Source organism: Ruegeria sp. CDSA141, assembly GCF_059612005.1.
Genome location: NZ_JBXWPT010000010.1, coordinates 105,224 through 124,727, shown reverse-complemented (window position 1 = coordinate 124,727; position 19,504 = coordinate 105,224). Strand labels below are relative to the sequence as shown.

At 57.0% G+C, this 19,504-nt stretch carries 11 protein-coding genes; 4 read left to right on the top strand and 7 right to left on the bottom strand.

Going from position 1 to position 19,504, the window contains the following annotated elements; genetic code table 11:
• Positions 1 to 112 precede the first annotated feature (112 nt).
• The 3 genes from AC2FLP_RS14880 to AC2FLP_RS14870 all read left to right on the top strand — a co-directional run bounded on the left by AC2FLP_RS14880 (position 113) and on the right by AC2FLP_RS14870 (position 5,758).
• On the top strand, positions 113 to 784 hold the full coding sequence (locus AC2FLP_RS14880; RefSeq protein WP_496684627.1) for a GntR family transcriptional regulator: 672 nt from the start codon (positions 113 to 115) through the stop codon (positions 782 to 784).
• A 253-nt stretch (positions 785 to 1,037) separates the two neighbouring features.
• Positions 1,038 to 1,430: a hypothetical protein gene (locus AC2FLP_RS14875; RefSeq protein ID WP_496684625.1), complete on the top strand. Its 393-nt coding sequence runs from the start codon at positions 1,038 to 1,040 to the stop codon at positions 1,428 to 1,430.
• Between the two features lie 98 nt (positions 1,431 to 1,528).
• Positions 1,529 to 5,758 carry a thiopeptide-type bacteriocin biosynthesis protein gene (locus tag AC2FLP_RS14870; RefSeq protein ID WP_496684623.1) on the top strand — a complete coding sequence of 1,410 codons (4,230 nt, stop codon included), beginning with the start codon at positions 1,529 to 1,531 and terminating at the stop codon, positions 5,756 to 5,758.
• A gap of 168 nt (positions 5,759 to 5,926) precedes the next feature.
• Here the strand turns inward: AC2FLP_RS14870 and AC2FLP_RS14865 are convergent, their stop codons facing one another.
• Genes AC2FLP_RS14865 through AC2FLP_RS14840 form a run of 6 tightly spaced genes read right to left on the bottom strand, consistent with a single transcriptional unit; the run spans position 5,927 to position 15,958 of the window.
• Positions 5,927 to 8,149, bottom strand: coding sequence for a geranylgeranyl reductase family protein (locus tag AC2FLP_RS14865; protein WP_496684621.1), 2,223 nt, complete (start codon positions 8,147 to 8,149; stop codon positions 5,927 to 5,929).
• 1 nt (position 8,150) lies between these two features.
• Positions 8,151 to 9,125 carry a polyprenyl synthetase family protein gene (locus tag AC2FLP_RS14860; protein ID WP_496684619.1) on the bottom strand — a complete coding sequence of 325 codons (975 nt, stop codon included), beginning with the start codon at positions 9,123 to 9,125 and terminating at the stop codon, positions 8,151 to 8,153.
• Entirely contained in the window at positions 9,118 to 9,573 is a 456-nt protein-coding gene (locus AC2FLP_RS14855; protein ID WP_299895805.1) for a hypothetical protein, read from the bottom strand. The genes AC2FLP_RS14860 and AC2FLP_RS14855 overlap by 8 nt, the downstream gene beginning before the upstream one ends.
• 30 nt (positions 9,574 to 9,603) lie before the next feature.
• Positions 9,604 to 11,001 carry a S8 family serine peptidase gene (locus AC2FLP_RS14850; protein ID WP_496684617.1) on the bottom strand — a complete coding sequence of 466 codons (1,398 nt, stop codon included), beginning with the start codon at positions 10,999 to 11,001 and terminating at the stop codon, positions 9,604 to 9,606.
• Positions 11,002 to 11,017: 16 nt separating this feature from the next.
• On the bottom strand, positions 11,018 to 15,247 hold the full coding sequence (locus AC2FLP_RS14845; protein ID WP_496684615.1) for a PKD domain-containing protein: 4,230 nt from the start codon (positions 15,245 to 15,247) through the stop codon (positions 11,018 to 11,020).
• A 48-nt stretch (positions 15,248 to 15,295) separates the two neighbouring features.
• On the bottom strand, positions 15,296 to 15,958 hold the full coding sequence (locus tag AC2FLP_RS14840; RefSeq protein WP_117869481.1) for a hypothetical protein: 663 nt from the start codon (positions 15,956 to 15,958) through the stop codon (positions 15,296 to 15,298).
• 736 nt (positions 15,959 to 16,694) lie between these two features.
• Here AC2FLP_RS14840 and parE point away from each other — a divergent pair.
• Positions 16,695 to 18,653, top strand: coding sequence for a DNA topoisomerase IV subunit B (parE, locus tag AC2FLP_RS14835; RefSeq protein WP_299895794.1), 1,959 nt, complete (start codon positions 16,695 to 16,697; stop codon positions 18,651 to 18,653).
• A 35-nt stretch (positions 18,654 to 18,688) separates the two neighbouring features.
• Here the strand turns inward: parE and AC2FLP_RS14830 are convergent, their stop codons facing one another.
• Entirely contained in the window at positions 18,689 to 19,333 is a 645-nt protein-coding gene (locus tag AC2FLP_RS14830) for a hypothetical protein (RefSeq protein WP_496684612.1), read from the bottom strand.
• Positions 19,334 to 19,504 lie beyond the last annotated feature (171 nt).

Sequence of the window (19,504 nt, the reverse complement as noted above, 5' to 3'; positions counted from 1 at the left end):
AATTGCGTCTGTATACTGTATACAGTACACGAGCAATAGCAAGCCCATTCGCCTTGGCACCAGATGCTTTTTTGAATACAGAATTCACAAAACACGGAAAGAGAGGCTCCGAGTGGCTCTGAAACAGATAAAGACACAGCGCAGACGGCTAGCGGACGAGGTTTATGATCAACTGGTCGAAGCCATAATGAGCCGCGAAATATCTACAGAAGATCGATTGGTTCAGGAGAAACTGGCAGCAGAGCTGAATATCAGCCGCACCCCGGTTCGCGAGGCTCTGATGCGGCTGGAAACCGAAGGGGTTCTGGAAGTCGCCGCAAGCGGTGGATTCCGGCTGGCACGCATGGATCAAACCGAAGTCCGGCAACTGTATCAGGCCCGCGCTGCAATCGAAGGTCAGGCTGCGCGGATTCTCGCGGCCCATGCGGAACGCACGGTTCTGGACGGTCTGCGCGAATTGATTCGACGCGAAGAAAACCTGACCAACCCTACGACACGCGACTATTTCATTGCCAACCGACGCATTCACCGCGCCTTTATGGTCGAAGCGGGAAACAAGTTCCTGCTGGACATGTTCGACATGATCTGGGGCAAGGCCATGGCCTTTCACCTGTTTTCCGCAATTGAAAATGTCGACATCTCAAAATCCCTCGGTGATCATCAGGCGCTTGTTGACGCGATTGAAACCGGAGACGTGACAGAAGCACTGGAAACCTTCACTGCCCATATTCAGGCCGGGTTCGATTTGCAGATCGAGGGGCTGAAAGAAGCGGACAACGGGTGATGCACAAAACCGTTGGCAAGATTGACCGTGCCGGTTCGCCTGCCTGACACCAGCTCATGGTCGCTGACAGTACCATTGGGACAACTGTGCGTTGCTCTGCTTGCTCCATGACAAAATGCTCGTTTTCGTATATTATTGAAATCTCTCATCACAAAGACCCTCCGATTCCATCGGAGTTGATATTTGAACGACACGTTTTTCCACAGGCGGTCCCAAGTCGACTATTCGACCACCTCAGATTCTGGAGAGAGAAATGAGTGCTGACGAAAACGACAATCGCAAAGAACCCGATTACACCGAAAGCGAAAAGACAGATCCGGAATGCCGGTCTGTCGATGACAGGCTGACCGCGATCGAGCAACGTCTCGACCAGTTGATGCGCGTCATGGAACCCGGCCCGGAAGACAGGCTGGAAACCGTCGAACACCGCGTAGACGCGCTTTTGACATCCATCGAATCCTTGGGTCAACTGGGGGATCATTATTCTGGCTTCAATCCTACCTCCACCGGTCCTGCCTTCGGCTTCGTCGACGCCGGCAGCGTTGGCGGTCCGACGCGCCGAACGTTCAGTTGGGCGAAGAATTGTTGCGCGAATTGGTGCAGTATCCGTGCAAGCAGCAAAGGATGCCATCCGAACGCCTGCTGAATGATGAATCCCGTTTGGCGGGGAAACTGTCATAGTCAATGTCTATTTCATCAACGAGGATTGATGCGGCCATACGGTCTATTGCAGGGTCGCTCGTTGTGGCTCCGATCAGAACTGATGCAATCGGGCTGGGAAGCGCTGTCGCTGGAGAGGCGCTGGCGTTGCTGGCGGCAGACAGGTTTCTGGATGACGATCGGGTGCGATCCGCTGCGTCACGTCGCCTTTCGACCATCTGGGCTCGCGACCGAGAACTGCGCGGAGCCCCTGTTTCACTGTTCGATGGCCGAGCCGGTCTTGGGTTGCTCGCCTGTCATACCTTGGACGCCAATCCGAACGATCCTGAAGCGCAACTGGCGCTCGACCGTGCCCTGCGTTCGGTTGCGCAACGCCTTCTCGAAGCTCCGTGGATGGGACATTTCGATCACGTTTCCGGGCTTGCAGGCATATCCGTATTTCTTTGCGAACCGAAATCCCAAACGGCCCGTCTTGGGGGAAAGACGCTGTGTTTGCGTTTGGCAGAGGAGCTTTGGAGGCACTCGGCCCGAACAGAGCGGGGATTGGCGTGGACAGAACCCTTTTCCTCTCCGGAAGACGAGGCTGGTTCCCAGAAGACAACGCGTTACCTCGTCAATATGGGATTGGCCCACGGTTCACCCGGTGCCGTTCTGGCTCTGGCCCGTTTGGGTCGGCGGCACGCGTTCACGCCACGACACATCGAAGACCTCAAAGACGCGGTCCTGTTCCTTCTTTCGCATCGGGGCGCGTTTTCGGACAGCGGTCTGTCATCCTGCTTCCCCTGCATGTCTGCGCTCAGCCACGCGTGGGAAGTACCGTCACGTTTTGCGTGGTGTTACGGCGATCTTGGGATCATCTATACCGCACTCGCGGCGGCCGCGCTGATTGGGATGGAAGACGAAATACACGACATCACATCACGGGTTCTGACATCTTGCGTTGCCAGACCTCTCAGCGAGACGGGCATCAATGACGGAGGGCTATGTCATGGCGATGCCGGAATTGTGGTGATGGCCCTCGCTATTCGGTCTCTCAATCCCGAAGCAGACGTCGATTCCCTGATCGAAAAGCACGCCGAACGGCTTCTGAACCTCGTGGAACGCGAATTGAGCCCGGACGGGCTTCCCGCGATCGGCGCAGGCTGGAAAACGTTTCAATCGACGGACCTTCTGACCGGGTCTAGTGGCGTTTTGTTGGCACTGCTTGCCTTAAGCGACGCAGGTTATCTCAGCTACCTGAAGTTCATGGGGCTGGATGTCGAGGAGCCTAATCATTGTCATTCTCAACCGAAACTGCCCAGCTCTCGTCCCTTTCTCGGAATCCGTGTTTGTTTGCGTTCGCCGCAGCATGATCTTAGCGGAGTAACTAAAAGCACGGGAAAAAAGGATCTGGAAAAGCGTGCTTCAGAGTTACTTCACGATCAGGCCTTTGCCTTGTCGCTATTCATTGCGCGACCCGGTTTCTTCTCGATGGTCATGCGCGATTTCGAAAAAGACGAACGCCTCTCACCTGCAGTTCTCGGCACCTTGTTTCGGTTTATTTACAGAATGTGTTTTCGCCCAACGCCGTTCGGTGCATTCGCAGCAGTGGGCGCGGCAATACCTGTTGCAGGCAAGGACATCGTCACCGTGGCAGACCACCATCTGGACATAGATCTGGACTGTGGATTTTTGGCACATATTGCCGCCGGAACCGCCGAGACGCAAAGCACGAGGGTGCGATGCAATCCATCGGCCTGGTGGGAACAAGACGTTCTGCACTGGATAACCAACGGTGATCTCGACGGGCCCTGGAACCACGAACAGATCATTGCAGCGGCGGATTCCGATCTGGCAGAGTTCATCTTTGACGTCGATTCTGTCACGGTTTCCGATCTGGAAACGGCCCTCAAGGATCGCCCTTTCAAATCTGCTGTGACGATCTCGGATCTCTGTCGGTCCGAGGCTCTGATGCCACAGAGAGATCCAATACTTCTGGGACATGACGCAACCGCCAGAACGCTGAAGCGGCTGGAAAGAGATATGACCGCCCCACAAAAGAGAAGCTTGTTGGAGATCGGGACTGCTCTTGATACCGCACGTGAAAACACTTCAATGATCGCGTTAAAGCAACTGGGGCGAACAGCGGGCTCTCTTGCGCCGGGTTGGACGGGTGATTTTCTTCATGTCGATGCGCATTGCGTCGACACGTTGGAAACACCACTGCGCGCGGAGCAAGCGCTGGCCAGCGCGTGGAACATATTGGAAAAGGTTGGCTTTCGCGTGCCGAAGCCGAACCGTTTTCTGGAATTTGAACGGCGGTTCCTCGACCGGTACGGCGACCGCGCTGTATTGCTCGGCCAGGCCGTGGACGCCGATAGCGGGCTTGCATATCTCGGCATGCCGCTGCGATTGGATTTCGTTACAGGTACGGGATCGTCAAGTGATGCCCTCAGGCACAAACATCAGGATTTTCCGCTGGAAACCGATTGGGAGGCGCGCGAATGGGGGCTTTCCGCGCAGGATATCGAGATCCTGCATGCCCACAACACAGGTCAGGCCCCTCTCGCCATCCAGGATGGCGTTCTTTTGGGCAAGGTAGGGCGCAGTTCCGGGCACAAGCCAGTCTGGACAGCTTATCCCGAGGGAATTTTTCCGGGCGGGCCAAAGGCGATTTTCGGCCGTTTCTCAAGACGAAATCAGTTGATCGCAGACGCGTTGATGCAACACAGCCCCACGCGTGAAAAGGATTCGACAATTGTCGAAGCAGACATCCTGTGTGCCACCGACCCCCGGTCATCCAACATCCTGCGACGCGCCAGCCTTTCCCGGTATGCAATCGAAATTCTGGGCGACAGCGGTTTGCCGCCGGAAAGGAGGATACCGCTTCACGATCTGTGGATCCGTCACGATGGCAGTCGGTTCCGACTTTTCTGGGGCCGCCAAAGCGTCGAGGTCAGTCCACAGCTGCATGCTGCCCACCAAAGCCCTCCCGGGGCTCCGGCGGTCTATCTTCTGCTCATCGACATCGCGATGCACATGAGGCAACCGACGGTGATCTGGTCATGGCAATCGCAAAGCAATCGAAACCGTTTGCCCAGGGTCTCAGCTGGAAATGTGATCCTTGCTCCGGAGCGGTGGCGGCTTTGTGTTCCGACAGAGGTGATCAGATCGGGCAAAGAGGAAAGCTGGCTGGAAACAACGCGGCAAAAACTGGAGCTGCCGCGATACATAGTCCCCACAGATGAGGCCAGTGACATGGCCACGCCATGGGATCTGGACAACCCCTTTTCCACTGCGAACCTGATCAAGACGTTGAAAAAAGGGCCGCTTTCGATCTGCGAGTACCTTCCAACGCCAGAGGATTGGTGGATCGACTCACCGCATGGTCGATTGGCCTCTGAACTGGTTTTTGCCCCTGCAAAGCCAGTTGATACACCTTATGTCGAATACGATGCCAACCCGGCCGCATGGCAACCGCGGGGACACGGCGCTGACGAGGCCGGAACATGGTTGTATCTGCGGCTTTTCGGGGATGCCATGAAGCTGGAACAGTTCCTGAAACTGCAATCTAACAGGTTGGCGCTGTGGCAGAAACGCAACCTTATCGAGAATTGGTTCTTCGTTAGATACGCAGACCCAGAGCTTGAACTGCGCCTCCGCCTCAAGTTCCTAAGCGACCATGACAGAGTTCTGAGGAACCGGGTGCTTGTTCACTTGCAGAAAACAGCCGGAGGATTGGTAGACAGGTTTCTTGTTGATGAGTACCTGCCTGAAACGGCGCGATACGGCGGAGAACTGGGGCTCGGCGCCTGCGAGAGAATATTCGGCGCCGACTCGATCGCTGCGCTTCACGTGCTCAACGATCCAGAGATCAGTCGATCCCGGCGATGGATGGCGTCAGTCGCTAGTATTGATGCCCTGTTTGAAGATCTCGAACTCCCAACAGGGGTTCGGCTGGCGATCTCAGAGCGGTGCTCGGAAAACTACGGCGGCGGCCCGGCGTCGTGCCGAACGGCACGTCGGGCCACGGGTAAGGAATGGAAGAGTGCCTGCGTTGTGCTGAATGAACTGGGTGTGGGAAAGGGCATTCATTCGCGACCATCTCGCTGGAATGCACGTGCAGCCAGGTTTCATCCGGATCTCAGATGCCTCCAACGAGAAGAACAGGATGGCCGGCTGGGCAGCAGTTTGGCCGACATTCTGGGAAGCCTCGCTCATATGTCCGTCAACCGGATCCTCCACTGGGGAACTGCCGCAGAAGAGGCGGTTATCCACGAAGCGCTGTGTCGACATTATCGAACCAAATTGAACCACGGCTCGATATCGTCCTAGGCGGCATGCTCATGGCAGCAGAATGGAACCTGAACCGTCCTTCCGAAGCATGGGCTGTCCACAAATACCACCTGCCCACGAATGAAGCACCCGGCGCACGGGTCAAGGAAACGTGGATCACTGCGCTTTTGACTGGCAGCGGGACACCTCGGAACCTGCATCACACCTTTACAGCACGCGGCGTTTTGGGACCTGTCGGCTTACCGCATAACCTGCGAGGGCCGAAAGCGACTTTGCCACGCCGCCCTGTGGCAAGAAGCTTAGTGCCGCTATTGCCTGATCGCGGTATTTTTCAGGCAATTGCTGCCTTTTGATATGGCGCGTGGTCCGGGAAATCTCTGCCAAAAACCGCGCGGGGTCGCGGTGACTGATGAAAGCACGGGCTGCCGCGCCCCCTTTTTGCCCCTGGGCCGCCTTGAGAAAGGGCACGCTGAATAGGCCGCTGGAAAGGTCTGACGCAAATGGTGTGCTGCCCGAAGGGCGGTCCAGGGCAAGTTCATCCTCAGTCAACAGGTAAGCCAGACCAAGGTTCTCGCCATAGTCGCAGAGGGCGTTCAAAAGATCGTTTTTTTCTGCAAGCATCGCGCCGAGTTCGCAGGGCAGTCTGAAGAATGCAGCCATACATTGCCGCATTTGCGCGATGCGCATTTCGACCGTCAGATCCGGTTGCCATGCGGTCCGAAGCTCGGACACTCGGCCTTCACACGCCGAGGCCATGGCACTCAGAATTGCTGGAAACAGATCCGGGCAGTCCCGTGCGCCGACTTCGTGCGCTTTCGCCAACAAGTAGTCGCCTGTGAGTATCCCAAGCTTGTCGCCCCAGTTGGCTGTGGCGTCGGCTGTTACAGCGGCAGCCTCGATTCCTCGTATGCCGCTTTGGGCAAGAAATCCAAGATACGCAAGCTCCAGTGCCGTGGCCGCGGCCCGACGTCTTTTTGCCTCAACATCACCCAGATAGGACGTCAGCAAAAGCAACAGCGAAGGTCGGAACGCAACCATGTCAGCCCGCTTGCCCGCGAAGGACATGCGCGTCAGAAACGGCCAATCGGTGCGCACGATGCGATTGAGGCGCGCACCGACATCACGCAGGTCGTCACCCAGCGGCATATCAGGCACACGCACAAGTGGCGATACATCGTCCAACATGGCGCTTTCCACATCATTGCCTGTGCCTTCAGGTACCAAAACGGCACGGCGCAGCATATTGTGGACCGGCTTTTCGCTTTCGAACGTATCGTCCAGCACGCGCCAAATGAATTCGTATCGGCGGCTTGCGCGGTTCCCGAGCGTGAAGTACCCGGCAAAGCGATCACCCAGCAGAAGCGCATAATCATCCGCCGCCACCCAGGGGCCTGCCCCTGTGCGGAGGCACCGATCAGTAGTTTGAGCCGCAAGCGCACCGGATTCCAGCGCAAAGCTGATTCCTTCGCCTGTAAACGGGCTGATAAGACCTGCGGCGTCACCAACCAGCAACAGACCCGAATTGGCGGCACGTTCTGGTGCGAAATCGAACCTCAGCGGTGCCCCCAAGGTCGTGCCGGACAACTGAATGCCCGAGTACTCTGGATAATCCTTTCGAAGCACGTCCAGAAATTGATCGAAAAGTGTCCTGACATTGGTGTCAAACGCCCGACAGAACAGTCCGACACCGACATTTGCAGTTCCCTTCCCCGTTGGGAACGCCCAGCCATAGGACGGCAACAGGTACCGGTCCGTAACATCAGTCAACGGCAGCACTATTTCGAGCAGTGGCGGAGTGTCACCGCAGCCGTCGACATAGCCGCGAAGTGCCGTGCCATAGCCCTGTTCGGGTGTTTCCCGCAATCCCGCAGCTTTCGCCAATCGAGACGCGGCCCCGTCTGCGGCGATGACCATGTACCCGGTCAGAACCACTGTCGTACCATCCTGCATGTACGCGCTGACGCCTGTGACAGTCCCGCTTTCATCCGTCACCAGATCGTCGGCGCGGCATTTCGGCATGAAAGCCGCACCTTCCGCACGGGCCTGACGCAAAAGACAGTCATCCAGTATCAAACGAGGCACAACCAGCCCGTAGTCGTCTTCGCCCTCGTATCGAAAATCCCGGTGGCCTCTGTTGCGCATATGGACGCGCACACCTTCGACCTCCTGTTGATCGGTAAGCGCGGACAGAATGCCGAGGCGTTTCAACTGAGAGATGCCGGACCGGGTGATGCCGTCTCCACAGCTTTTGTCCCGAGGGAAATCCTCACGGTCGATCAGAATGACCTTTCGACCTCTTCGCGCCAGTTCGATGGCGGCGGTGCTGCCGCCGGGCCCCGCACCGACAATGATGGCGTCCCATGTCTCGGCCGCGGCCTCCGCAGGTGTCGCAAGCGGCAGATCGTCGGCAAGAGAGCCATAACCGTCCATGTCAGGCCCTCCTTTCGACAGAGAGCCAGGCGAGGTTTACCAGCGAATCGCGCAGCACATGATCTTCAAGCCCCGAGATGACCTGTACGGCTGCCTCGGATTTGTCCCGCGCCAGCTTTTCGGTAGCTTCGACCGCGCCCGAATTGCGAATGATCTCGACAGCACGCGAAATGTCCGCATCTTGCATGTCGGCCAGCCTCAACCTGGCCCGCAATTCATCGGAGGCCTGACCGTTCTGGCCCAGGCACAGGAGCACCGGCATCGTATAGGCGCCTTCGCGCAGATCAGAGGTGGACCCTTTCCCAAGCTCCGCGCTGCTTGCAATGTAGTCCAGAACATCGTCACGAAGCTGAAACGCAAGGCCGAGGCACTTTGAATACGTGATCAGTGAATCTCGATCCTGTTCACTTACGTCAGCCAGCATCGCCCCCAGCGATGCTGCGAGGACAAACAGTTCGGCCGTCTTGCCCTCAAGCATTTCAAGATGCTCTTCAATGGTCCAATCGGCGTTGTAGGCGTTTTCTGCTTCGCGCAACTGCCCAAGACACAGCGCGGCACAGTGTTTACCGGCCAGCTCAGAGGCTTTGGGGCTGACGGAATCCAACAAGGTGATTGCACGGGCCAGAATAAACGTTCCGGCGAAGCTGGCGATGGGCGAAGACCAGCGACGATTCACGCTTTCCGCTCCACGCCGAAGTTCGGCCCGGTCCATGACGTCGTCATGATAGAGCGACGCCACATGGATCATTTCAACGGCCGCCGCCGCCTGAACTGCGCGTTTGCGTCCTTCTTTGTCGGTGAGGCTTCGCGCTGTAAGCAGCAGAAGAATTGGTCGCAACCGTTTTCCGCCGGCCCCGATAAGCCAGTGTGCAATCTCTTCGAACCCAGGCTGGTCCGAGGCGACGGCATCCAACATTGATGCTTCAACTTGGGGTATCGTGGCCCGGACCTGTTCGTCTTGCAACCAGTCAGACATCCGCAATCTTGCGGAACTGCGCCAGCGTCTTCTGCAAACGCTTCGACCTGAGCGCCGCTTCGGAGTTCCTGATGAAACTGTCGTAGCCCTCGTGCAATGCTGCGGACTCGGCGCGAACAACAATCTCACCACGGTGGAAGGCGTCCATTACGGTCATCCGGCCTTCGGAAATAGCTACAAGAGCTTCCGGTGAGATCGCGCCGACGCCCCGGCCCTTCCCTTTGCGCTTTTGGTTCGGGTTGATATGAACTTCGCCGCTCATGACCGAGACCTCGACCGACCCCATACCAAAAACACCGACCGTTGCACTGGCCCCCTCGTACTGCTTGACCAGTTCAGCATATTCCTTCTTGGCGTCCGCCTTGAAACCCGCCAAAGCATCTTCGGCCAGTTTTTCAACTGCCTTTGCACCCTCTTCCGGCTGCATCCGCTGTTCATAGTCTGCCACGTTCGTATCCTCCGTTCCAAATTTTCCAAATCAGACCGAGCCGACAGCTGCTCGAGCGTCCACACGCCCGGCACCTTGCTGCGTGGTCGGCGCGCCAATGTCGACGGCGGTAGCCATGAGTACTGCCTTGATGTCAGCTGGCAGCAGTGTCGGGTTTTGTTGCAGCATCAGTGCCGCGACCCCGGCGACATGAGGACACGCCATGGAAGTGCCGCTGGCTTCTAGATGAAGCGGATCGATTACAGTCGCGCCGCCATTCATGTCATTGCCGGTCGCCGATCGCGACGCAACGATATCCACGCCAGGGGCGGTGACATCCGGTTTGTCGCGCCCATCCGGCGTTGGTCCGGGACTGGAGAAGCCGGCCATGTTGTCACTGTCATCGCTTGCGCCGACGGTAATCACGGTCCGCGCAATACCCGGACAGCGAATGCGCGTGTCATAGGTGCCGCAACTGTCATTGCCCTCGTTGCCTGCGGCCACCACGAAGGTCACGCCGGCTGTCGAAGCCGCGTCCGCGGCGACACATAAAACGCATGTCCCGTCTGGATCGACCCAATTCCCGTTTCTATGGGTGAAGCCCCAGGAGTTTGAAAGTACATCCATTCCGTCCGCGACGGCCTGCTGGATTGCCGACACGCAGTTGGGGGCGTTCCCACTGCCGAATTGGTTCAAAAGCTTGTAATCGTGAATGACCGCCCCTGTAGCGACGCCCCGGAAGGTCGCGCCATTGCTGGCAACAACGCCCGCGCAATGGGTCCCGTGCCCGTTCAGGTCGCCCAACCCCTCGCCGGTAAAATCCTGTTGTGTGCCGAAGTTCGCAGCAAGCTCAGGGTGTGTCTGGTCCACGCCGGTGTCCAGAACTGCGACGTCCACTTCGGCACCGGTGATCCCGCTGGCTTCAACGGCATCGGCATTGATAAGCGGATGGCTGTTATCCAGATCAATCAGGATTTGATTCTTGCAATGAGCCACCTTCAGAACATCGGCGCGCCCGGCAATGTCAGTCAGGCGCTGGTCATCGGCCCAGACCACCAGGCTGTGGTTCAGCCAAAAGGTCTGCTCGACCTCGATTTCACGCTCGCCAAAGCTCTTGGCAATCTGTCCCACCACGTCTTCGCCATGGCGGCGGTGTTGCATGATCAAACGACGACGCTGACGCCTGTCGAACGCGCGTGGTGCGCGATCAGGTGATGTCCTGCCGCTGCGCAGCAAGACCAGCACACGATGCCGGGGAAGCTGGGCCGTTTCTGTATGGCCAAGCAAAGCGTTCAGGTGCGCTTCCTTTCTGTTGGCCAAGAGGTCGCGCAGAACAATGCTGTCCATTTTGGAGATGGACTCGCTGCCAAACTCGGCACGAAGCTTCTCGATTTCGCGACGTTCCGCTCTCTCGAAGCGATCAACGTGATCCTGGCTTAACTTGGACATTTTGTGCTCCTTTGGATCATGGTCTAATTGGGTTTTCAGGAATGGCCTGACGCTCGGTGGAATGGGTGATCATCACAACAGAGGTATCATTGGCGATTGTCGCAATGGCTCCGGGCGACAGCTCAACTGCGATACTGTCAACAAGCCAGAGTTCCCTGACTCCGGTGCCGCCCAGGTTTTCAAGCGTATTAACCAGAGACTGTGTGCGCCGGCGGAAGTAATCTTCGCGCGCCTTTGTTTCAGCACGCCGAAAAACAGGCGCATCGCGACCCGCGTCAGGAGCCAGACGCAAGATGACTTGTACCGCATCCTGATCATCACTGTCTGTTACGGCCTGCGCCAATTTGGATTGAAGCTGAGTGTCCAGCTTGCCCCACGCAGTCTCGGACAATCCAAACGGACGGTTGCTGTTGGTTCCGGTCACGGTGTTATCCTCCTCGATCGCCGCCACGCTGAACATAGCCGGGGCGACGGCGCGGTCGAAACGCGGATTCACGATGATGCCGGGCCCCGGTACAGGCTCTGCCGAAGGCGTGCTGCGGGGTTGTTCCGGCCGGAAGCACAGCTCGATCAACGCTCCTTCCTGCGCCCGCATGACGAGGGTCACTATCCCGCTCGCCTGAACCTCTATGACCTGTACACCCTGCTGCTGCGTTCCTGTCTGCGTCATCAGGACGTTGCCGTCCGCATCAAGTGCAATAATCGTTATCGGCTTTCCGCCACCAAAGCTCACCTTGAAGCGGGCCCAGTCAGCGACGACCGGCAGATGGGCAAAGACACCGGCGATGGAAAGCAACAGTTTGGGTGTGCCTTGCGGCTGAAAACCGCCAATGATCTGAAGAATGCTGCCCTTGGCTGGCAAGAACCGTACACCGCCGACATTCAAAACAGGATGGCGGGAAGGCACTTTATGGCCGCGGAAATCAATGCAACGTTCACGCGGAGGAATTTCCGGATCGGGTTTAGGCTGGTCCGGGCAATGCGGTTGAATCGCGATGAACGCACAATCATCAATGCATCCAAGCACATCGTTGCGCGGATCATCTCCGCTGAATTCCAGGAATACCGTTACGGCTTCGGCTTCCGCCGTCACACGACCCCGCAATTGCCGCCAGGCACCGTCCAGGTCGTCGGTCCACCATTCCACCCAGGGCGCTCGCGGATCGTCACCACCGCGCGGGTCCAACCCAAGAGCATAGCCGCCAGCACTGCGGGCTTCTGTTGTGAACCAACATGAGAACTCATAGTCCCACCCCGGGTTTGTGCCCAGTGATTGCCAGATACCGACGCGAAGGCCGCGTTGCGCGATGACCCGTTGGGACCTGTCACCGGTTCGGACGATGCAACCTTCGCAGTCAAAGGCATCGGCAGGGATCGGGGCCAATATCGGAACGGGATTGCCCTTACCAGCGTGGAAGGCAGCCAAATCGGTCAGCCATGCATAAGGAGTCCAGAAACGGCCAACATTTCCCGCTGGCAGAGAACGGAACCCGTCTTCAAAGCCGGAGTTCAACAAATGCACGACGCGGACGGTCAGCTCGTCCTGACCAAAGTCGCCGTCGTCATCCATGACCGTACAGATGGCCCGGAAATCACCACACCTGTTATAGACATGCGTGGCGGTCGCTGTGCCTTCGGCCGCTGGCGGTTCGTTCGTTTCCTCGATCAAGGCCGTGCGGGGTTCACTGCAATCGCCGAAATCCCACTTGGCTGTATGCGTGTCGCACCAGCCGGGATCCCGGAAATCAGCGACAAGCGTGATCGGTGTGCAGACATATGCAAAGAGATCCGGGCCAGCTTCGACCTCGGGCGGAACATTGGTGACGGTGACACGCAAGGTGTCGATGGCCTCGCCACCATTGACGTCGCGAATGCGCACCGTGACAGTATATTCACCATTGTCGCACCAGGCATGGGTCACGGTCGAGGTACCTGTCGCCTCGGGAGGTGTGTTTGTTTCAGAAATCACACCAGGTTTGGGCGCGTGGTGATCACCGAAATACCACATGGATTCGTGCGTGTCGGGGTATTCGACATCTCTGAACCGCGCAATCAGCGTGACCTCTTCGCCTTCTTGCACCGTCAGATCAGGTCCGGCATCCGCTGTCGGCGGCACGTTTTCGACGGTAACAAGCGAGAAACTGCGACTGCGCGCGCCGCCCGGTTGGTTGATCGTCAGCGCGTGTTTCGCGGTGTAGACACCACTTGCCGCATAGACATGCTGGATCGAAGGCAAAACTGCGGCCGGAGTTCCGTCACCCGGCAACCATTCGTAGCCTGCGTCAGGGTGTTCATTCACAGCCGAGAGCGACATGGAGGACGCCGCAGCACCCGACCGTGCCCCTCCCGAATCCGCCGGGACGACATCCGTGGCCTCACAACTGCTTATAACAGTGAAATCTCCCGCGATTTCAAGGCCGTCCGTATCAATGACGATCGGGTCCGAAAAAACCGCCTCGACCCGTCCGATCCTGGCAAGGTTTTCCGGCCAGCCGGTGATGCCCGTAACCGTATTCGTAACTTCATCAGACAGGATTTCGCTGCCCATGCTTTCGGCAATACCGCGAACGACAAGTGCCACGATCACAACAACCAGTGCGCCCAGAATTCCGAAAGCTCCGAACGACAAAATCGCGGCGATTGCCGTCAGCACCCAAAGCAGCACGGACTCTTCGGGATCGACATCGCTGTCGATTTCAAAGTGATCCATTTGCTGCCCGCCGTCTGGGCCCAGCGAACCGTTCGGCTGCCAGCGCAAACCGACGTCGTTGAAAAAGTCGGCGTCCACATCAATGCTGCCCAGGATCGCGTCTACAACAGTCACTTTGCCCGATATTCTGATCGCCCCTGCCCTGAGGCTCACGTCCAGATCAGTCAGCCGGACTTCGCGCCCGTCAGGCGTAAACGTCTTCGGAAGGTCATCATCCGACAACTCGGCTTCAATGCGAGCAGCTTCAATCGACGCTTCGACCTGGGCCGCGCTGATGGCAATTGCAAAATCCCTGTCAGCCGGAATGAAATTGGCAAGCCCGCCTACGTCACCGCCACCATCATCGTTCAAGGCGATGGCCAGAAACTCGTTTGTCACTCCGACGGTGATGCTGTCGACCTGAAACTGTTCGTCCGTTGCCTCCGGCCCCCAGATGTAAACGAAGTCGCGTGCTTCCAGATCCCGGTGAAAGAAGTCGCCGATGAATTCTTCGATTTCGGCTACGGTCGGGGCAGCAATGGAAATCTCGCCCAGGCCACTGGCCAGTTCCTGCCCGCGCGACACCAGTTCGCTGGAAATCTGGGCGTCGAGGTCAATCGCGACCAACGGGATTGCCGCAAGCTGATCGCGGTTATCGATATAGTTGTCACCCTCTGGCCCATACTCCGGACCGGCCGGATTGATCGCGTCCACGGTGACGATGGCCGCATTCAAATCTGTACGGAACTCTGAACCAACCCGGCTGAAAGGTGCCGTAATGTTGATCCGCGTTTCGATCCCCATTGGATCCTGCGGATTGAAAAAGAGCTGTACCGCCGGGCCGACAACAATGTTGAACATCCGCAGATAGACCGGCAGCGAAATTGTTATGTCACCGCCGGACACGGTGGTTTCAATATCGTGCGCCGCGACCGAGTCGTCGTTGAATATTTCGGCATGGACATCCGTCGTCAACGCTCCCAAGGCAAATGGCAGCGCGGTCTCATCGATAACATGGGGGATGGATGGGAAGGCCGGGTCAATCGGTCCACCCGGGCCACCGTTCTCATAGGCTTTGTCCACGAATTCGGTTGCATACAAATCGATGTTGGCGGCAATAGGGTCGCCGCTGGTCAGAGTGGCTGACACCTGATTGCGGGGCATACCGTCCAACAGCCATCCCACATCCTGTCGCCCGGGAATCAGACCAATGGGCGCAGCCGCAGCAAGATCAGCCGTCATCGTCAGCATTTGCGCGGAAGGAACCGGTGGGTTTTCAATCTCGATCTCGATCAAAACACCAAGTTGGATTTCGGCACCGGTGATGTCCGGGCGCAGGCTTGCGTCCAACTGGTCTTCGGGAATCTGAACAGATCCGTCAGCTACGACGAAACCACCAAAGGTTTCACCCGCGGGAACATCCATGAATTCGGGAATGCGGCCTTCATCGCCGGGGTCATCGTCGCATTCTGCAGACTTCCACGCCCCCCGTATGACCTTTCGCAGGACCTCTTCCGAGGCTTCAACGACGACTTCATATCCTCTTGTATTTGCCATCCTGACGTCCTCGGTCTATCGGCGCGACGGAATCGCGCCCGGGTGTCTTCAAGCAGTGCCGGTGACAACGGCGCGGGGCGTGATATTGACAAGCCTGCGTTTTCCGGATCGCACGGCATGATAGAGCGACGCGGGCGCGAAGCGCGGTACCGTTGCATCAAGTTGCCTGTAGGCAAGCAATGGAGAGATGATTTTGTGAGCCTTGTTCAATGATTCCAGCGGGTCGGGAATTTTCGCGGCTCCGATCAGGCTTGGATCCAGCCCGGCGACTGAGTTGCCCTTGGCTTTCACAGAAAACTGACGGGCGATTTCCGATGCCTTGACCCTCGCAATCTTCACTTTGGAAGTGGAAGAACGCACTCTTCGTTTCGGCATGGACAAGGGGGACAGGTCAGGGCGTTTTGAATTTTCCTCGCCCAGTTTCAACTCATCGAAAAGCACCGCTGCTAGGTCGTGTTCCTGCCCGGGGTCAAATTCATGCCCGGCCGCGACGAAAATCTTTTTCCGCAAGCTTTTGCGTTCAACGATCTGTTTCTTGGAAAACCGCGCCCTGTCCTCCAGCTCAAGCCGACCTGAAAGATCCAGATCGAACCCAAGTTCCTCAAGCGCCAACAGCGGGTTAATTAGCGCAGCGCGAGCCAGCTCTGGGGTAACATTCAAACGCGCAGCAATATCGTGCACTGCTGCCTGAACGTCCTGAAACGTAGCCATAGCAGCCTTCCAATTACGAAAAATCGTAACTCATGAACGCTTGGTACTCATAAATGGATAATTTGGGAGTCTGCCTTCACGTTATATTTTTCCAGCGATTCCGTCAATGATCCGGAAGCGCCACAAGGCTGCACTGAACCGATATCGACAGCTGGAGAAAGGGTTCTGATCTGGTGCAAACACTGCTTCATTTGGCAAAATCACCAAAGAGGATTCTCTCGATAATACCTCGGCTGGCTTGAGCTTTTAGGATTGAGTTTTCCAGACAGCGAATTGAATCTAGACACGATTCCACCAAACCCAAATGTGTATGCCATACCGGTTACAACTCTCTTGCTGCCCGAAAGAAGGAAGTTTTATCCGACACGACAGCGATGGCCGACAGGAAGATCTTCGGACACTTATCCCAGCAGGTTGCGGCGTGGCGCCAGCCCTGCCGGCGTCCGAACAAGAACCCGATGCGTACAGCGTTTGCCGCGGCGCTTGTTGTATCGGACGGGTTTATCGCGCGATGTTCAGCCAGGGATGCCGGCCTTTCTTCGGTCGATAACGGCACTGCGGAACCAGCCCGCGTTGTGGAGGCAGGCAGCGTGGTGGCCAATCTTGGTGTTCGACACAATGTACAAGCAGCCAACGGCTCAGCGTCCTCAATCCATCCACAACACCTCGCGCCCCTCTTCCCCCGGACCACATCACCTGCCATAATGGGGGAAACTCAAAAACAAGAGCAGCACCCATGCCCGACGATCTGTTGACGCCAGAAGCGACCACAACTTATGACGCCTCCTCAATTGAGGTGCTCGAAGGTCTGGAACCGGTCCGCAAACGCCCCGGCATGTATATCGGCGGTACCGATGAGCGTGCGCTGCACCATATGGTGGCCGAGATTCTCGACAACTCGATGGACGAAGCGGTGGCAGGCCATGCCAACCGGATCGAGGTTGAGCTGCATGCGGACTATGCCCTGACCGTTCGCGACAACGGGCGTGGCATTCCGATTGACCCGCACCCCAAGTTTCCTGACAAATCGGCACTTGAGGTGATCCTGTGTACCCTGCACGCGGGCGGCAAGTTCTCGGGCAAGGCCTATCAGACCTCGGGCGGCCTGCACGGCGTGGGCGCGTCCGTAGTGAACGCTCTGTCAGATTCGATGGTCGTTCAGGTTGCCCGCGACAAGACGCTGTATGAACAACGTTTCTCGCGCGGCGTTCCCCTTGGTCCTGTCGAAAAGATCGGCGCGGCCCCAAACCGACGCGGGACCACGGTGACGTTTCATGCCGATCCCGACATCTTTGGCCATCACAAGTTCAAACCCGCCCGCCTGTTCAAATCCATCCGCTCCAAGGCCTACCTGTTCTCAGGCGTAGAAATCCGCTGGAAATCCGCCATCGATGACGGTGAAACCCCGACAGAGGCCAGTTTTCACTTTCCCGGCGGCCTGTCCGATTACCTCAAGGAGACGATGAACGGCTCCTCCACCTATGCTGACCAACCCTTTGCGGGCACCGTGGATTTTCAGGAAAAGTTCAACACCCCCGGCAAGGTCGAATGGGCGATCAACTGGACGCCCTCGCGCGACGGGTTCATCCAGTCCTATTGTAACACCGTCCCCACCCCCGAAGGAGGCACCCATGTGGCCGGGTTCTGGGCTGCTGTTCTCAAGGGCATCAAGGCGTACGGAGAGTTGATCAACAACAAAAAGGCCGCGCAAATCACCCGCGAGGACCTGATCACCGGCGGCTGCGCGCTGGTCTCGTGCTTTATCTCGGAACCGGAATTCGTCGGCCAAACCAAGGACCGCCTCGCCACGGTCGAGGCGCAGCGATTGGTGGAAAACTCGGTCCGCGACCATTTCGACAACTGGCTGGCCGCGGACAATAAATCCGCAGGCGCGATTCTGGACTTCCTTATCCTGAGGTCCGAGGAACGCCTGCGCAGACGGGCCGAGAAGGAAACACAACGCAAGTCCGCCACTAAGAAACTTCGTCTCCCCGGCAAGCTGGTGGACTGTTCTAGTTCAACACGGGACGGCACGGAATTATTCATCGTCGAGGGCGATTCTGCGGGCGGCTCTGCCAAAATGGGCCGGAATCGCAAAACGCAGGCCCTGCTGCCCCTGCGCGGCAAGATCCTGAACGTACTGGGCGCGGCCAGTTCGAAACTGGGCACCAATGCCGAGATCAACGACCTGACGCAGGCGCTGGGTGTGGGGCTTGGCACCAAGTTCAACGTCGACGACCTGCGCTATGACAAGATCATCATCATGACCGACGCGGATGTGGACGGGGCGCATATCGCGGCGCTGCTGATGACGTTCTTCTTCACCCAGATGCGCCCGATGATCGACGCGGGCCACCTGTATCTGGCCTGCCCGCCTTTGTACCGCCTGACCCAGGGCGCCAAACGAGTTTACTGTCTGGACGAGGCCGAGCGGGATGAATGGCTTGAGAAAGGTCTGGGCGGCAAGGGCAAGATCGACGTGTCCCGCTTCAAGGGTCTGGGCGAGATGGACGCCAAGGACCTGAAAGAAACCACGATGGACCCGGCGTCCCGGAAATTGATCCGGGTCACCATCGACGAGGACGAACCCGGCGAGACCGGCGATCTGGTCGAGCGCTTGATGGGGAAGAAACCCGAACTGCGGTTCCAATACATTCAGGAAAACGCGCGGTTTGTGGAGGAGTTGGATGTTTGAGGATTGTCAAGATCGCATAGTGACGAAAAACCGATCTATGTATTTGGGCGATCACGTGCTTCCAACGTCCAACCCAGACCACGGAGCAACATCATTATCGAAGCAACTACCGTCGCAGTAAAAACAAGCGCGAAGACTAGTGTGTAGATATTAGATCCGAACAGCTCAATCTGAACAAGTTGCAACAAAGCGACATAAGGAACTGATACTAATACTATTTCTATTGCCGGCCTAAGGATAGCAGTCATCATGTTCTTATGCTTGGACGAAAGAACGGAAAAAACAGGGTAAACTCGATCAATCGAAGACGCATGCAATCGGTGCATCACGTCAGCTCGGGTAAATGATTTGTTGCTTGAAGGATGCCTGAACAATACTTCCGAAGGACTGTTCGCACGAATGAATGCAAAATATGCATCAGCAGCATCGATCATAAGAACTCTGTTCATGGCATAATTAACGTTGACGATCATCACTATGAACACGACGTACTTTCGAACAAGCGGCTCTTGAACTTTTAAACCAAATAAGGAGATTACTTCCTTATCCACGTGCCCAAAGGAAACCAAAATGGTGAGCGAAACCATCAAGAAAAAGACTCTGTTTGCCGCTCGTGCGTGTAAAGAAACACTGTCAGCTAAGACCTGCGTTCCCTCTGGAAGAAATTTTCTGTCGCTCATTTAGATTTATGTGCTCGCCTACTCTGATACTTCGTTTTTACGATGAACTCTGAAGTTGCCAACCCCAGCAATTTTCACCTTAAAGCGCATGTCAAAATTCATGTCGAGACCGTAAATCTTAGTGCTTGTACCCAAATCTGAGAGAACCACTGCATTTAATCTGACTGCGGT

Bases quoted from the DNA above. Each gene is read 5' to 3' on its own strand.
- AC2FLP_RS14875 (WP_496684625.1), top strand. From the start codon at position 1,038: ATGAGTGCTGACGAAAACGACAATCGCAAAGAACCCGATTACACCGAA.
- AC2FLP_RS14865 (WP_496684621.1), bottom strand. From the start codon at position 8,149: ATGGACGGTTATGGCTCTCTTGCCGACGATCTGCCGCTTGCGACACCT.
- AC2FLP_RS14860 (WP_496684619.1), bottom strand. From the start codon at position 9,125: ATGTCTGACTGGTTGCAAGACGAACAGGTCCGGGCCACGATACCCCAA.
- AC2FLP_RS14850 (WP_496684617.1), bottom strand. From the start codon at position 11,001: ATGTCCAAGTTAAGCCAGGATCACGTTGATCGCTTCGAGAGAGCGGAA.
- AC2FLP_RS14845 (WP_496684615.1), bottom strand. From the start codon at position 15,247: ATGGCAAATACAAGAGGATATGAAGTCGTCGTTGAAGCCTCGGAAGAG.
- AC2FLP_RS14840 (WP_117869481.1), bottom strand. From the start codon at position 15,958: ATGGCTACGTTTCAGGACGTTCAGGCAGCAGTGCACGATATTGCTGCG.
- parE (WP_299895794.1), top strand. From the start codon at position 16,695: ATGCCCGACGATCTGTTGACGCCAGAAGCGACCACAACTTATGACGCC.
- AC2FLP_RS14830 (WP_496684612.1), bottom strand. From the start codon at position 19,333: ATGAGCGACAGAAAATTTCTTCCAGAGGGAACGCAGGTCTTAGCTGAC.